The organism is Nocardioides caldifontis, assembly GCF_008087345.1.
GTDB lineage: Bacteria > Actinomycetota > Actinomycetes > Propionibacteriales > Nocardioidaceae > Marmoricola_A > Marmoricola_A caldifontis.
Window position 1 is genome coordinate 607,718 of sequence record NZ_VHIB01000001.1, and the last position, 14,738, is coordinate 622,455.

Genomic DNA, 14,738 nt, shown 5'->3' on the forward strand with positions numbered 1-14,738 from the left:
GGAAGGGGTGAAGGTCGTCGACCTGACGAGGTTCGTCTCCGGCTCGTACGCCACGATGCTGCTGGCGGCGCTCGGCGCGGACGTGGTGAAGGTGGAGGCGTCGCCGGACGGTGACCCCTACCGTTCGCAGGGCACGGCGTTCGTCGGCGGGGAGAGTGGCCTGTTCCAGGCGCTCAACACCGGCAAGCGGAGCATCGTGGTGGACCTGAGGTCGGAGGCCGGCCGTGCGGAGCTCGACGCGCTTCTCGCCGACGCCGACGTCTTCATGGAGAACGGACGGCCCGGATCCCTTGCCAGGCTCGGGCTCGACGCCGAGTCGGTGCGCGAGCGGCACCCGCACCTCGTGTACGGGTCGGTCTCCGGCTACGGCCAGACCGGGCCCGAGTCGTCCAAGGGCGGCTTCGACCTCATCCTCCAGGCCGAGAGCGGCTTGATGAGCGTCACCGGGTCCGCCGAGTCCGGCCCGGTCAAGGTCGGGGCTCCGGTGCTCGACATCGGCAGCGCCATCTCCTGCGCACTCGGCGTGGTCAGTGCGCTCTACGCTCGTGACCGGACCGGGAGGGGTGCTCACGTGACGTCGTCGCTCATCGAGTTCGCCTTGGCCTGCTTCACGAGTGCGGTGCCCGCGCTGTTCGTCGACGACGAGCTGCCGCAGCCGATGGGCAGCCACTCACCGACGTTCGCCCCGTACGGCGCGTTCCGGGCCCGCGACGGGTCGCTGGTGGTCGCCGGCGCCGGGAGCGAGGCGCTGTGGATCCGGTTCTGCGAGGTGCTCGGTGCCACGGAGCTCACCTCTGACGCGCGGTTCCGCACCAACGCGGAGCGGGTCCGGAACCTCGACGAGCTGATCACCGAGATCGAGAGCCGCCTCTCGACCGAGGACGTCGCGGTGTGGCTCGGGTGGTTCGCCGAGGCGGGCGTCCCGGCAGCACGGGTGCGGAACCTGCGCGAGGCCCTCACCTCGCCCCAGGTGGAGCACCTGGGGCTGGTGCGCGACGAGGGAGGAGGAGAGCGCGGGTACCGGCACATCGGGCCCCCGCTGCAGGTCGACGGACCGCTCCGCTACCCGCGTCCGGCACCCGCCCTCGGCGAGCACGACGACGAGGTCCGCACCACGCTGCGCGAGCGGCTCACCGGGTCGGGCGTCACCGGGGACGGTGGCGCGTGACCGCGGAGACGGAGGAAGTGCTCGCCCGCCACGTGCTCGAGCGAACCGTCGAGCTGTGCGCCGTGCCGGCGCCACCCCTCGACGAGCAGGACCGTGCCGACGTGGTGCGCGGCTGGTGGCACGAGGACGGCCTCGCCGACGTCTCGCAGGACCAGGTCGGCAACCTCTGGGCCACGTTGCGTCCGGGCACCGGCCCGGGGCTGGTCGTCGCGGCGCACCTGGACACGGTCTTCGACCGCGAGGTCGAGCACGGCGCGCGTCGTGTCGGCGACAGGCTAGTCGGGCCGGGCGTCGGCGACGACACGGTCGCGGTCGCCGCGCTCTCCGCGTTGGACCGGCTGCTGCCCCCCACGTTGCCGGGACCGGTGTGGCTCGTCGCGACCGTGGGCGAGGAGGGGCTGGGCAACCTGCGCGGCGTGACGGCCGCCCTGCGGGACCCCGACCGCTCGGTCGCGTCGCTCATCGCGCTCGAGGGCAACTACCTCGGGCGGGTGAACAACGTGGGCGTGGGCTCGCACCGCATCGCGCTGTCGCTGACCGGACCCGGCGGTCACGCCTGGGAGGACGCGGACCATCCGAGCGTGGTCCACGTCGGCGGCCGGATCATCGCCGACCTCGACGCGATGCCCCGTCCCGAGGGCCGCACCACGGTCAACGTCGGCACCGTCACCGGCGGCGAGTCGATCAACGCGCGGGCCCGCCACCTGCGGCTCCAGCTCGACCTGCGCGCGGAGTCCCAGGACGCCCTCGACGCCCTGGTGGCGTCCGCTGACCACGTGGTCCGCTCGCTCTGCGCGAAGCACGAGGTGGCCGCCGAGGTCGAGGTCATCGGCCGGCGCCCGGCAGGCAGCATCGACCCCGCGCACCGGCTGGTCACTGCGGCCGAACGGGCGCTGGAGTCGGCCGGCGTCCACCCCCGTCGTACGGCGGCCAGCACGGATGCCAACGCCGCCTACGCACTGGGCATCCCGGCGGTCACCCTCGGGATCACCACCGGAGAGCTCACCCACACCGAAGAGGAGTGGATCGACGTCGACCCGATCGGGCGCGGCCTGCGCGCGTTGGCGGAGACCATCGTCACCTACACGACCACGGAGGAATGATGTCCATCAAGAGCGGTGTCGCGCTTCAGCCGGTCGACCCCCCCGAGATCTTCGAGGGGATGGTCGACGAGATCGAGGGGAGCGGCTTCGACGAGCTCTGGCTGACCGACTCCTCCCTGCACGCGCGGTACGTGTACGTCCACCTGACGCTCGCTGCCCGCCGTACCAGCAGGATCCAGCTCGGCACCGCGGTCACCAACCCGGTCAGCCGGCACCCCGCCGTCACCGCGACGGCCTTCGCGACCGTCAACGAGCTGGCGCAGGGGCGTGCGGTCTGCGGGATCGGTGCCGGCGACCGGCCGCTGCTGTCGCTTGGGCTGAAGCCCGCGAAGCTGGCACGGCTCGAGGGCGCCATCGAGGCGATCCGCGCGCTGTGGACCGGCGAGCACGTCGACTTCAAGGGCGAGGGGTTCTCGCTGGTGGACGCGCACATGCGCGAGCCAGGCCCCACGACCATGCCGATCTACATGTCGGCCAGCGGCCCCAAGACCCTCGAGCTCGCCGGGCGGGTCGCCGACGGCGTGATCCTGCTGGCCGGGCTGCACCCCGAGGGGTTGCAGTGGGCGCTGGACCACATCGACCGCGGGGTGGAGATCGCCGGTCGCTCGGCGCGCCCCAAGATCACCGTCTTCGCCTACGGCGCGATCGACGAGGACACCGACGCCGCGCTCGATGCCGGACGGACGATCGCGGCGTGGTTCCCGCAGACCGCGCCGGTGTACTGCGAGATGGCCGGGCTCTCCTCCGAGCTGATCCAGAAGGTGCGGTCCATGTACCAGGGCGGCGAGTTCCAGGAGGCGGCGGAGGCCGCGAAGCTGCTGCCGGAGGACTTCGTGCACCGGATGGCGCTCGCCGGCGACCTCGACCGGGCACGGGAGCACCTCGGGAACATGCGGGAGCTCGGCGTCGACTGCGTCTCGGTGTTCCCGCTCGGCAACGACCGGATGAAGACCGTGCGGAACTTTCGCAAGGCCTTCGACGAGGTGGTCGGCGGATGAGCCTCCTCCCGGCGGTCACCGTCGGCCGGGTCCTCGACCAGTGCCTCGCCGCGTGCCAGGGCGAGGAGGTCGTCCTGCTCACCGACCACGAGACCGACCGCAGCGTCGTCGAGGCGCTGGTGAGCGGGCTCGAGGAGCGCCGTGCGGTGCCGGTCGTCGCCGAGGTCCCTCGCTACCAGGTGCCGGGCAGCGAGCCCCCGGCCGCCGTAGCCGCGCTCCTGCACTCGGCCGCGGCGGCCATCGAGCTGACGTCGACCTTCATCGGCTCGAGCAAGGCGCGCCAGCACGCCACCGCAGCTGGGACCCGCTACCTGGCGATGCCCGGCGTCCGTGCCGACACCTTCCGGCTCGGCGGCCCGCTCGACGTCGACTTCGACGCGCTGCGCGAGCTCACCCAGACCGTCGCGGCCGCTTGGGGACGGGCGACCACCTACCGGCTCACGACGCCGGCCGGCACCGACCTCTCCGGCTCGGTCGAGCGTCGGCCGGGCCGCGCGCTCTTCGGGGTCGCGCGCGGCGCCGGCGACTACATGGCGCCTCCCGACGTCGAGGCCGGCACGGCGCCCGTCGAGGCCTCCTCGAACGGTGTCGCGGTGATCGACGCCGACTTCCTCTTCATGGGACCGGGGCCATTGAAGGGCCAGGTCGCGATGCACTTCGAGGACGGGTTGCTGCGCGCCGTCGAGGGTGACGAGGCCGCGCGGCTCACCGACATGGTGGAGTGCTGCCGCGATTCCAGGATGAGCAACCTGGCCGAGGTCTCCGTGGGGCTGAACCCGAACGGCCGGGTCTGCGGCGTCGCCATGGAGACCGAGTCGACGCTCGGCAGCGCGCACATCGCGATCGGCAACTCCATCGCGTACGGTGGCACGGTCGATGCGGTCGCGCACCTGGACTGCGTGATGCAGCACGCGACGCTCGAGCTGGATGGCGAGCCGGTGCTGGTGGACGGGCAGCTCGTGGCCGGTGCAGGGCCGTCGGATGCCCTATCCTGATCCAGGCAATTTTTCGGGGGGCGGGACGGTGAGCTGATGGAGAGGGTCAACAACGGCACACTCGAGCACCTGCAGCTCAAGGACCGGGTCTACGACCACCTGCGGCGCGGGATCATCGACGGCACCTACGACATCGGTGCCGCCTTGCGCGAGGTGGAGATCGCCTCCCGCCTCGGGGTCAGCAAGACGCCGGTGCGCGAGGCCTTCGTGCGGCTCGAGAAGGACCGGCTCGTCGAGCTCATCCCCTACCGCGGTGCGGTGGTCGCGGGATACTCCGCCGCCGACCTGGAGGAGATCTCCGACATCCGCCAGCTGGTGGAGGGCGCCTGTGCCCGCTCGGCCGCGGCGCACGCCACCGACGCCGACATCGAGGCGATCGAGCGCAACATCGAGAAGTCCCGTGCCGCGCTGGCGGAGGGGAAGATCGACAAGGTCGCCGCGTTGTTCGACAGCTTCGACCAGCTGATCTACAAGCACTCCCGGAACAAGTGGCTCACCGAGCTGGTGGAGAACCTCGAGGGGCACCAGCGCCGGATCGGCCGCATGACCGTGGCCATCCCGGGCCGGCTCGAGCGGTCGATCGAGGAGCACCAGAAGATCCTCGACGCCATCCGCGACCACGACCAGCGCCGCGCCGAGCAGCAGATGCGCAAGCACGTCGCGAGCGTGATGGCGGACCGGCTCAAGTCGTTCAAGCAAGGAGTCTGAGAAGGGGCCGCGCCGGCGTTCCGGCGCGGCCCCTCCTTGCTCGGGTCACCCCTGGCCGACCACCCGGGCGCGGGTGCGGAGGAACGCCTCGTTGGCGTTCTTGAGGATCTCGTCCTCGTCGAGCGTGAGCAGCCGCCGGTCCTCCATGACGACCTCGCCGTCGATGATGCTGGTGTGGACGGCGCTGCCGTTCGCGCTGAACACCAGGTGCGAGTAGAGGTGCGCCGGGTCCTCCGGAGCCAGCGGGAGGAACATCGTGTTGTGGGTGTCCACGAGGATGACGTCGGCCTTCTTGCCGGTGGTCAGCTCGCCGGTCTCGTGACCGAGCGCCGCGGCGCCGTTGCGGGTCGCCATCCGTACGACGTCGGGAGCCTGCTGGAGGCTCGCGTCGACCCGTGAGGCGCGGTGCATCAGCGAGGCGAACTTCATGACCTCGAAGGGGTCCCGGCTGTTGTTGCACTCCGCCGCGTCGTGGCCCAGCCCGACGTTGATGCCGGCGTTGAGCATCTCCGGGAGCCGCGCGATGCCGTTGCCGAGCTTGGCGTTCGACGAGGGGTTGTGCGAGATCTGGGTCCCGGTCTCCCGCATGAGCGCGATCTCCCGGTCCGACAGCCAGACGCAGTGGGCGGCGATGCAGTTGCGGCCCAGGAGCCCGGCGTCGTACGCGACCTCGGTGGGGCGCATGCCGAACCGCTTCATCGAGTCCTCGACCTCGGTGAGGGACTCGTTGAGGTGGATGTGGATCCCGGTGTCGAGCTCGTCGGCGAGCAGACGCGCGTCGCGCAGGAGCTCGGGGGAGGCCAGCGGGAGCCACTCGATGCCGACGTACACCTCGACCCGGCCGTTGCCGGCGCCGTGGACGGCGTCGTACGCGTCCTTGTTGTCCTGGAGCGTGTCGAGGTCGTGCTCGTCGAGCGCGACATCGTTGGAGAGCACGGCCCGGATGCCGATGTCGACCGCGGCCCGGCCGAGGTCCGGGAGGCGGCGGTACATGTCGTTGACCGTCGTGACGCCGGCCTTGATCGACTCGAGGTACGAACCGGCGGCCGCCCAGTAGGCCGCCTCGGCGTCGAGGTTGCGGATCAACGGGTACCAGCAGGTGTCGAGGTACTCCCACAGCGGCAGGTGATCGCTGAACCCCTTGCCGATCGCGGTGTGGTAGTGGAGGTCGACGATCCCCGGCATGACCACCATGCCTTCGGCACGGATCACCCGGTCGTCGTCCGAGGCGGGGCCCTGGTAGGCGCCGGCGCCGACGCTCTCGATGCGGTCGCCGGACAGGACGACGTGGCCTCCGAAGTGCACGTCGCCCTGGTCGTTCATCGTCAGGATCGTCCCGCCGGTGATGATGATGCGGCCCATGTGTGCTGGCTCCTTGTCTCCCCGCGCGTTCACACGCTCGTAATCTTAGGTCTAAGATATGAGATCTAACTATCTCGGATACCGGGTCTGCAAGCAACGAGTTCCGCAGGGGGATACGCCTTGGTCGACGCAACGGCACGACGGCGGGCTGCTCCTCCGCGGAGCGGCCCGGAGCTCCTGCAGCACTCCCAGCTCCGCGACATCGTCTACGAGCGGCTCCGCGAGGGGATCATCGACGGCTCGCACGACGTGGGCTCCACCCTGCGCGAGCAGGAGATCGCCAAGGGGTTCGGCGTGAGCAAGACCCCCGTGCGCGAGGCGTTCGCCAAGCTGGCCAACGACGGGCTCGTCCGGCTCGTGCCCTACCGCGGCGCGGTCGTGACCGACTACCAGCCCGACGACCTCGCGGACATCTCGGGGATCCGTCAGCTCGTCGAGGGCGCTTGTGCAGCCCTCGCCGCACGCGACCGCACCGAGGCGCAGCTCGCGGCGATGCGGGACAACCTGGCGGCCACGGACGAGGCCCTCGAAGCCGGGGCGACCGAGCAGGTCCTCACGCTCTTCCTGGAGCTTGACGACATCATCTACGGCTTCTCCTCGAACCAGTGGGTCCAAGAGCTCGTCACCAAGCTCGGCGCGCACCAGCGCCGCATCCTGCGGCTCACCGCCCGCATCCCGGGGCGGATGGCAGAGTCGGCGCGCCAGCACCGTGGCATCGTCGCAGCGATCGAGGAGCAGGACCAGGAGGCCGCCGAGCTGTTGACGCGCGAGCACGTCGCGAGCGTCATGGCCGCGCACTGGGAAGCACTCCACCCGAGCTCCTGACGTCCTCGCGGAAGCGCGCCGGAAGCGGTCCGCCCGGAAGACGGAAGAGGCCCGGACGCCGAGCGTCCGGGCCTCCTGCGTGGAGCAGATCGTCACCACGTGATGACGTTGCGTCCGTTCACCTCGCGGCGCCGGAGCCGGTCGAGCCCGATGCCGACCTCGTCGATCGGGTAGCGGGTATCGATCTGCGCCTTCAGCTCACCACGGGCGCACATCGCGACCGCGGTCTCGAGGTCCTGCCGGGCAGCGGCGACCGAGCCCACGACGCGGACCTCCGAGAGGATCAGCTCGACGGGGTGCATCTTCAGCTCCTCGTCGGTGTAGCCGATGATCACCGCCGTGCCCCGTCGTGCCAGCCCCCGGACCCCCGCGAGCATGCTCGCGGTGGTACCGACCAGCTCGAAGAAGTGGTCTGCGCCGCGGCCTCCGGTCGCCTCGCGGATCCGGTCGGCGACCGGGTCGTAGCCCCGCTCGTCGAGGACGATGACCGAGGTCGCGCCGGCCTCCTTCGCGAGCGGCGTGCGCGCGTCGGAGTCGGCGACCGCGATGACCGTCGCCCCCGCGGCGACCGCCGCCTGGATCACCATGAGCCCGACACCGCCGACCCCGTCGACCACGACGGTCTGGCCGAACCGCACGTCGGCGAGCCTGAGGGCGTGCACGGCGGTCATCCCGCTGCAGCTGAGCAGGGCGGCGTCCTCGAAGGTCACGTTGTCCGGCAGCTTGATGCAGTTCGCGGCCGGCACCGGGACCTCGTCGCGGAAGGTGCCGTCACTGGTGAAGCCGAGCTGTCCTGTCGGGTCGGTGCACAAGTTGTCGCGCCCGTTGCGGCACGACTCGCACCGGCCGCAGCCCACGAAGTTGTAGATCGCGACGCGGTCGCCGACGGCGACCTCGGTGACCCCCTCGGGCACGTAGCTCACCACGCCGGCGCCCTCGTGGCCGAGGATGAACGGGTAGGACGGCGGCTCGAGCATCCCGTCGAGGATGTGCAGCTCGGTGCCGCAGATGCCGGCCGCCTTGGTCGAGACGAGCACGTGGTCGCCCTGGGGCGGCTCGGGCACCTCCGCGACCTCGTACGAACCGGTCTCGCGCATGACAACAGCCTTCATCGAGCCCCTCCTCGGGCGTGTGCGCGGCAGGCGCCGCATGACGTTCTCTTCATCTGACGGGTCAGTCCAGGTTCACCCAGACCGTCTTGGTCTGGAGGTAGGAGTCGAGGGCCTCCTCGCCGAGCTCCTTGCCGAAGCCGCTCATCTTGAAGCCGCCGAAGGAGACCGCCGGGTCGAAGTACCCGTAGGTGTTGACGTAGACCGTGCCGGCGTGGATGCCGGCGGCCATCCGGTGGGCGCGGGCGATGTCCTTGGTCCACACCCCGGAGCAGAGGCCGTACGACGTGTCGTTGGCGAGGATGACCGCCTCCTCCTCGGTCTTGAACCGGGCCACCATGGCGACCGGGCCGAAGATCTCCTCGCGCATGATCCGCATGTCGGGCTTCACGTCGGTGAAGACGGTGGGACGCACGAAGGAGCCCTGGCCGGGCAACGGGGTGTCCGGGTCCGACGCGATCGTCGCGCCCTCGTCGATGCCGGACCGGATCATCGAGTTGACGCGCTCCTGCTGCTCCTCGCTGACCAGCGGCCCCATGGTGGTCTCGGGGTCCAGCCCCGACCCGAGCCGCACCTGTCCCACGCGGTCGACGAGCCGGGCGGTGAACTCGTCGGCGATGCTGTCCTCGACGTACACCCGGGCGCCGGCGATGCAGCACTGCCCCTGGTTGAAGAAGACGGCCCCGAAGGTCCCCTCCAGCGCCGCGTCGAGGTCGGCGTCGGCGAAGACGACGCTGGGCGACTTGCCGCCCAGCTCCAGGGTCACCTTCTTCATGTTCCCCTGGGCCGCCTGCATGATCTTCTGGCCCGTCGAGGTCTCGCCGGTGAAGGTGATCTTGTCGACGCCGGGATGGGCGGCGAGCGGCGCGCCGGCGGTCGGGCCGTAGCCGGTGACGATGTTGACGACGCCTGGCGGGAACCCGACCTCGTTGATCACCTCGGCGAGCCGAAGGGCCGAGAGCGGGGTCTGCTCCGCAGGCTTGAGCACCACGGTGTTGCCGGTCGCGAGCGCCGGGCCCAGCTTGTAGCCGCACATCAGCAACGGGAAGTTCCACGGGATGATCGCCCCGACGACGCCGACCGACTCGCGGCGGGTGTAGACGTGCATGCTCGCGCCGCCCTGAGGCGTGATCGTGCGGCCCTCGAGCTTGCTCGCCCAGCCGGCGTAGTACTTGTAGAGCCCCGCCGAGAGCGGCACGTCGACGGCGAGGGCCTCTGAGACGGGCTTGCCGTTGTCGAGCGCGTCCAGCTGGGCGAACTCGTCGGCGAGCTCCTCGATGCGGGCGCCGAGCCGCCAGAGGAGCTCCGCCCGCGTCGCGGTCGGCATCTTGCGCCAGGCCGGCAGGGCCTGGGTCGCGGCCGCGACGGCCGCGTCGATGTCGGCGGAGACACCTGAGGGGACGGTGGTGAGCACCTGCCCGCTGTACGGATCGGTGACCGGGATCCGGTCGGCGCCGCGGGAGTCGACGAACTCGCCGCCGATGAAGACGCCGTGCTCGCGGTTGACGAAGGACGCGACCGGGTCGAGCAGCTTGACCATGTGCACCTCACACTTCATATATTGGATCTCACACCCTAGGCTGTCGGCTTCGACAGCGTCAACGGGTTGCGGACCCGAGCGAGCGAGGCGGCCAGCAGTGATCATCGATGCACACACCCACATCCTCGGATTGGCGGCGGACCCCGCCTTCACGGCGGAGTACGGCCGCGAAGGATCGCTGTGCATCTACCGTGCGCAGGGCAAGCTGCCCAGCCACCGGATGCCCACCGAGGCGGAGTACGGCGCGTGCGGCCTGTCCCACGACGGGTTCCTGGAGATCGGCCCCGACGAGATGATCGCGGGCCATCCCGGCTTCGACCGCATCGTCCTGCTCGCGATGTCACCGCAGTTCCTGGACGGCCGGCTGATCGGCACGGTCGACAACATCGGTGCCACGTCGGTCGCTGGTCCGCCTACCCCGGAGAAGTGCAACGACTACATCGCGGACCTGCAGCGGCAGCGCCCTGACACCTTCATCGGCTTCGCCTCCGTCAACCCCAATTACAAGGGAGTGAAGGCTGCGGTCGCCGAGCTCGAGCGCGCGGTCACCGAGCTCGGACTGCAAGGGCTGAAGCTCTACCCGATGTACCAGCACTGGTCGCCGGCCGACCCGCTGCTCTCCTTCCCGATCTTCGAGAAGGCGGCCGAGCTGGACATCCCCGTGCTGGTGCACCAGGCAGGGTCGACCCGGATCGACGCCCGGATGGACTACGCGAGGCCCGCGCTCCTCGACGACGTAGGCCGGCACTTCCCGACCGTGCGGCTGCTCATCGCGCACTGCGGCACGCCCTGGGTCGAGGAGGCGATGTTCATGTGCACCAAGCACCCGAACTTCTTCGCCGAGCTGAGCTACCACATCTCGACCGTCACCCAGGAGGAGCTGTACCGGTGGTTGGTCCACCTGGAGCAGATGTTCGTCCCCCTCGAGAAGGTCGTGTTCGGCTCCGACTACCCGGGGTTCACCTACGACCCCGTGGCCCTGCGCGACAAGGTCCTCGGCGTCAACGACGTCGCACGGAAGCTCGACATGCCGGAGATCCCGCAGGCCAAGCTGGACGGGATCCTCGGCGACAACTTCGCCCGCATCATGCGGATCCTGGACTGAGGGCCGGTGACCACCCATCAGGCAGCCCCGGTGACGGGCGCCACGGCAAAGGGGCTGCGCGCTTCGTGTCCCACGGTGTGGGAGTCGCTGCACGCCCACCCGTTCCTCCGGGAGATGGCCACGGGGACGCTGAGCCTGGACCGGTTCCGCTTCTACCTCGAGCAGGACACGATGTACCTCGAGGAGTACGCGAAGGTGATGGCGCTCGGAGCCGCCCGTGCCGCACGCGTCGACGAGGTCGCCTGGCTACGCGACTCGATGGACAACATCGTCGACAACGAGCTGCCGCGGAACCGTGAGCTGCTGGTTCGGATCGTCGAGATGGGTGCCGCGGACCGCGGTGGGTCGCGGGCGATGGCGCCGACCACCCTGGCCTACACCTCGTTCCTGACCACCACGGCCTACCGGGGCGACGCGCTGGACGTGATGGTCGCGATCCTGCCCTGCGCGGTGAGCTACCGCGAGATCGCGCTGACCCTGGTCGACCAGATCGCCCCAGACTCGCTCTACACGGCGTGGATGGAGTTCTTCGTCGGCGACTTCTACGGCCGGCGGTTGAGCCAGATGCAGGCCAACCTCGACGAGCTCGCGGCGCGCGTGGGCGAGGGTCGAACGGCTGCGCTCCGCGAGGTCTTCGCGACGGCGAGCCGGCTCGAGGTCGCGTTCTGGGACATGGCCTACCACTGCCGCCAATGGCCGGACCTCGCGGTCGAGGTCGGGCGAGGGTGAGCGGGATGCACTGGGAGAACTGGTACGGCAACCAGCGTTGCTCACCCGACCACGTCGTGGCTCCCCGCTCGGAGGAGGAGGTCGCCGAGGCGGTCATCGCAGCCTGCGCACGCGGTCGGACCGTGCGCCCGGCCGGTTCCGGGCACTCCAACGTCCCGCTCGTCCCGACCGACGGCACGGTCCTCGACCTGCAGCGGTTGACCGGACTGGTCGCGGTCGATGCGGCCACCCGTCAGGTGACGGTCCGCGCAGGGACGCGCATCCGGGATCTCGGTCCCATGCTGTGGGAGCACGGACTCAGCCTGACCAACCAGGGCGACATCGACGGGCAGCAGATCGCCGGGGCGATCGCCACCGGGACCCACGGCACCGGGATCGGCCTGGGGTCCCTGTCCAGTGCCCTCCTGGGAGCGCGGATCGTCCGGGCCGACGGGACCGTCGCCACCGTCGACCTTTCCACGCCGGACGAGCTGCGGGCCGCCCGTACCTCGCTGGGTGCCCTCGGCGTGCTCACCGAGCTCACGCTGCAGGTTTCCGCGGCCTACGCCCTGGTTGCCCAGCTGGAACCGTGCAGCTGGGACGAGCTCATGGTCGGGTGGCGGGAGCGGCTGCGGCAGCACCGGCACTTCCTCTTCTACTGGTTCCCGTCGGAAGCCGCAGCGCGAGCCTGGTTCCACCACGACCCACCGCTGCGGGCCGACTCCGTGCTGGTCCGGACGATGGACCCCGCGCACCCGGGAACACCATCCGAGGACGGTGACCGCAGGCGAGGCCCGGCCTTCCAGGTGTTCGCCGATCCCTCCGAGCCCGATTTCCACGAGCTGGAGTTCATGGTGCCGATCGAGCGTGCGGAGGAAGCGCTCGGCGAGCTCCGCGAGATGCTGCTATCGGCCCATCCAGGGCACGCGTTGCCACTCGAGGTGCGCTTCGTCGCGGCCGACGACGCCTTCCTCAGCCCGTTCGCCGGCCGCGCCTCGTGCTCGATCTCGGTGTCAGGGGTGCTCGGCGAGGACAACGCCACCGTCTTCGCCGACTGCGAGCGCGTCTTCGCCCGGTACGACGGCCGGCCGCACTGGGGCAAGTGGCACCCGTACGACGCCGCCGAGCTCGAACGGCTCTACCCGGATCTCGACCGGTTCCGCAAGGTGCGCGAGGAGCTCGACCCGGGCGGCACCTTCACGAACCCCTACCTCGGCGCGCTGCTGGACCGTGCCCGCGAAGGAGCCGCCCGATGAGCCGCACCACCACTGTTCCTGGCCTCGCGAACCTCGTCGGAGGCGAGCAGGTCGAGTCCCGCTCCGGAGCCAGGCGCGCGGTCGTGGACCCCAGCACGGGGGAGCCGTTCACCGACGCCCCCGACTCGACGCGGGAGGACGTCGAACGCGCGGTTGCGGCCGCCCGGCTCGCCGCCGGGAGCTGGTCGCAGACCACGCCGGCACAGCGGGCGGAGGTGCTGCTCCGGCTCGCCGACCTGGTGACCGACCTGCGGGAGCCGCTCGTCGCCGACGACTCGCGCAACGCCGGCAAGCCGATCGGCACGGTCGGCGACGAGGTCGACGCGGGAGCCGACTCCCTGCGCTACTTCGCGGGCGCTGCGCGTGTGCTCGAGGGCAAGGCGGCCGGCGAGTACCTGCCGGGGTACACCTCGATGCTCCGCCGGGAACCGGTCGGCGTCGTCGGTCAGATCGCACCGTGGAACTACCCGGTGATGATGGCGCTCTGGAAGATCGGGCCGGCGCTCGCGGGCGGCAACACGGTGGTGCTCAAACCCGCCCCGGCCACGCCGGTCTCCACCCTGCGGCTCGCGGCGGCCGCCGCGGAGCTGCTCCCCCCAGGAGTGCTCAACGTCGTCGCGGGCGGCGACGAGGTCGGCGCGGCGCTCGTGGAGCACCCGGACGTCGACATGGTGTCGCTCACGGGCTCGGTGGCCACGGGCAAGGCGATCGCCAGGACCGCCGCCGACACGCTGAAGCGGGTCCACCTCGAGCTCGGAGGCAAGGCGCCGGTGGTCGTCTTCGACGACGCCGACGTGTCCGCCGCCGCGGCGGCGATCGTGGGTGGTGGCTTCTGGAACGCGGGGCAGGACTGCACAGCCGCGACGCGGGTGCTGGTGACACCGGCCCTCCACGACGAGCTGGTGGCGGCGGTCGTGCGCGGCGCCGAGGAGCTCGTCGTCGGGGACCCGTCGGCACCAGGCACGACGCTGGGGCCGCTCATCAGCGCGGCGCAGCGGGAGCGCGTGACAGGGCTCATCGGCCGACGTGCGCCGCGGGCCGAGGTGGTGACGGGTGGCCACCCCGTCGACCGCCCCGGGTTCTACTTCGAGCCGACGGTCGTCACCGGCCTCGAGCAGGGTGACGAGCTGGTCCAGGAGGAGATCTTCGGTCCGGTGGTCACGGTCCAGCGGGTCGCCGACGAGTCGGAGGCGGTGCGCGCGGCGAACGCGACGCCGTACGGGCTGGTCGCCTCCGTGTGGACGCGTGACGTCGCCCGTGCCATGCGCATGTCGAAGGCGCTGCAGTTCGGCACCGTGTGGGTCAACGACCACTTCCCGGTGACCCCCGAGATGCCCTTCGGTGGGTTCAAGCAGTCCGGCTACGGGAAGGACCTCTCGACCTACGCCCTCGAGGAGTACACCCTCCTCAAGCACGTGATGGTCAGCCATGGCTGAGCCGGCCGCACCCCTGCTGCGTCGCCTCCACCACGTGGCGTTCGCCGAGGAGGAGGGCGCCCACCTGGTGCGGCGCCTGGTCGAGCTGTTCGGGCTCGAGGTGAGCAGCGAGGAGGAGGCGCCCGGGTTCGTCGAGCGCATGCTCCCGGTGGGCGAGTGCTGGCTGCAGGCGCTGGAGGCCACGGGTGACGGGGTGGTACGGCGGTCACTGGCCGGACGTGGTCCGGGGCTGCACCACATCGCCTTCGAGGTCGACGATCTCGCGGCGGTCCTCGACCACCTGCAGGCCCACGGTGTCGACCTGGTCGACCGGGAGCCCCGCCGGGGCGGAGGCGGCCACCGCATCGCGTTCGCCCACCCGCGTTCGTTCGGCGGCGTGCTGGTCGAGCTCGTCGAGAGCAGCGCACACGGCGAGCGCTGACAGG

Annotated in this window: 14 protein-coding genes; 11 read left to right on the forward strand and 3 right to left on the reverse strand. The window is 70.8% G+C overall.

The features are described 5' to 3' along the window. Positions 1–7 precede the first annotated feature (7 nt). Genes FIP57_RS10985 through FIP57_RS11005 form a run of 5 tightly spaced genes read left to right on the forward strand, consistent with a single transcriptional unit; the run spans position 8 to position 4,972 of the window. Positions 8–1,168 carry a CaiB/BaiF CoA transferase family protein gene (locus FIP57_RS10985; protein WP_162529768.1) on the forward strand — a complete coding sequence of 387 codons (1,161 nt, stop codon included), beginning with the start codon at positions 8–10 and terminating at the stop codon, positions 1,166–1,168. Beyond that, positions 1,165–2,271 (forward strand): M20/M25/M40 family metallo-hydrolase, encoded by a 1,107-nt coding sequence (locus FIP57_RS10990; protein ID WP_203231174.1) that lies wholly within the window; start codon positions 1,165–1,167, stop codon positions 2,269–2,271. Before FIP57_RS10985 ends, FIP57_RS10990 begins: the two co-directional genes overlap by 4 nt. After that, entirely contained in the window at positions 2,271–3,269 is a 999-nt protein-coding gene (locus FIP57_RS10995; protein ID WP_162529769.1) for an LLM class flavin-dependent oxidoreductase, read from the forward strand. The genes FIP57_RS10990 and FIP57_RS10995 overlap by 1 nt, the downstream gene beginning before the upstream one ends. Further along, on the forward strand, positions 3,266–4,264 hold the full coding sequence (locus FIP57_RS11000) for a 2,5-dihydroxypyridine 5,6-dioxygenase NicX family protein (RefSeq protein ID WP_148573541.1): 999 nt from the start codon (positions 3,266–3,268) through the stop codon (positions 4,262–4,264). The genes FIP57_RS10995 and FIP57_RS11000 overlap by 4 nt, the downstream gene beginning before the upstream one ends. Before the next feature lie 36 nt (positions 4,265–4,300). Then, positions 4,301–4,972, forward strand: coding sequence for a GntR family transcriptional regulator (locus FIP57_RS11005; protein WP_148573542.1), 672 nt, complete (start codon positions 4,301–4,303; stop codon positions 4,970–4,972). A gap of 45 nt (positions 4,973–5,017) precedes the next feature. Here the strand turns inward: FIP57_RS11005 and FIP57_RS11010 are convergent, their stop codons facing one another. Next, positions 5,018–6,334, reverse strand: coding sequence for an amidohydrolase family protein (locus tag FIP57_RS11010; protein WP_148573543.1), 1,317 nt, complete (start codon positions 6,332–6,334; stop codon positions 5,018–5,020). A 120-nt stretch (positions 6,335–6,454) separates the two neighbouring features. On the opposite strand from FIP57_RS11010, the gene FIP57_RS11015 reads away from it, so the two are divergent. Continuing rightward, a complete protein-coding gene (locus FIP57_RS11015) occupies positions 6,455–7,159 on the forward strand; it encodes a GntR family transcriptional regulator (protein ID WP_148573544.1) in 705 nt (234 codons plus the stop codon). Between the two features lie 92 nt (positions 7,160–7,251). Here FIP57_RS11015 and FIP57_RS11020 read toward each other — a convergent pair whose 3' ends face one another. Together FIP57_RS11020 and FIP57_RS11025 are read right to left on the reverse strand one after the other, a co-directional pair. Next, positions 7,252–8,271 (reverse strand): alcohol dehydrogenase catalytic domain-containing protein, encoded by a 1,020-nt coding sequence (locus FIP57_RS11020; protein ID WP_162529770.1) that lies wholly within the window; start codon positions 8,269–8,271, stop codon positions 7,252–7,254. Positions 8,272–8,332: 61 nt separating this feature from the next. Beyond that, positions 8,333–9,808, reverse strand: a complete 1,476-nt coding sequence (locus FIP57_RS11025) for an aldehyde dehydrogenase family protein (RefSeq protein WP_148573546.1) — start codon at positions 9,806–9,808, stop codon at positions 8,333–8,335. A 97-nt stretch (positions 9,809–9,905) separates the two neighbouring features. Here FIP57_RS11025 and FIP57_RS11030 point away from each other — a divergent pair, with 97 nt between their 5' ends. The 5 genes from FIP57_RS11030 to FIP57_RS11050 are packed head-to-tail and all read left to right on the forward strand — an operon-like array spanning position 9,906 to position 14,734. Further along, on the forward strand, positions 9,906–10,913 hold the full coding sequence (locus FIP57_RS11030; protein WP_162529771.1) for an amidohydrolase family protein: 1,008 nt from the start codon (positions 9,906–9,908) through the stop codon (positions 10,911–10,913). 6 nt (positions 10,914–10,919) lie between these two features. Beyond that, complete coding sequence (tenA, locus tag FIP57_RS11035) at positions 10,920–11,642, forward strand: thiaminase II (protein ID WP_148573548.1); 723 nt, start codon at positions 10,920–10,922, stop codon at positions 11,640–11,642. 5 nt (positions 11,643–11,647) lie between these two features. Next, on the forward strand, positions 11,648–12,877 hold the full coding sequence (locus FIP57_RS11040) for a D-arabinono-1,4-lactone oxidase (protein ID WP_238993474.1): 1,230 nt from the start codon (positions 11,648–11,650) through the stop codon (positions 12,875–12,877). Next, the gene (locus tag FIP57_RS11045) at positions 12,874–14,313 is read left to right on the forward strand and encodes an aminobutyraldehyde dehydrogenase (RefSeq protein ID WP_148573550.1); all 1,440 of its coding nucleotides are present in this window, start codon (positions 12,874–12,876) and stop codon (positions 14,311–14,313) included. Before FIP57_RS11040 ends, FIP57_RS11045 begins: the two co-directional genes overlap by 4 nt. Continuing rightward, complete coding sequence (locus FIP57_RS11050; protein ID WP_148573551.1) at positions 14,306–14,734, forward strand: VOC family protein; 429 nt, start codon at positions 14,306–14,308, stop codon at positions 14,732–14,734. Before FIP57_RS11045 ends, FIP57_RS11050 begins: the two co-directional genes overlap by 8 nt. The last annotated feature ends 4 nt before the right edge of the window (positions 14,735–14,738 follow it).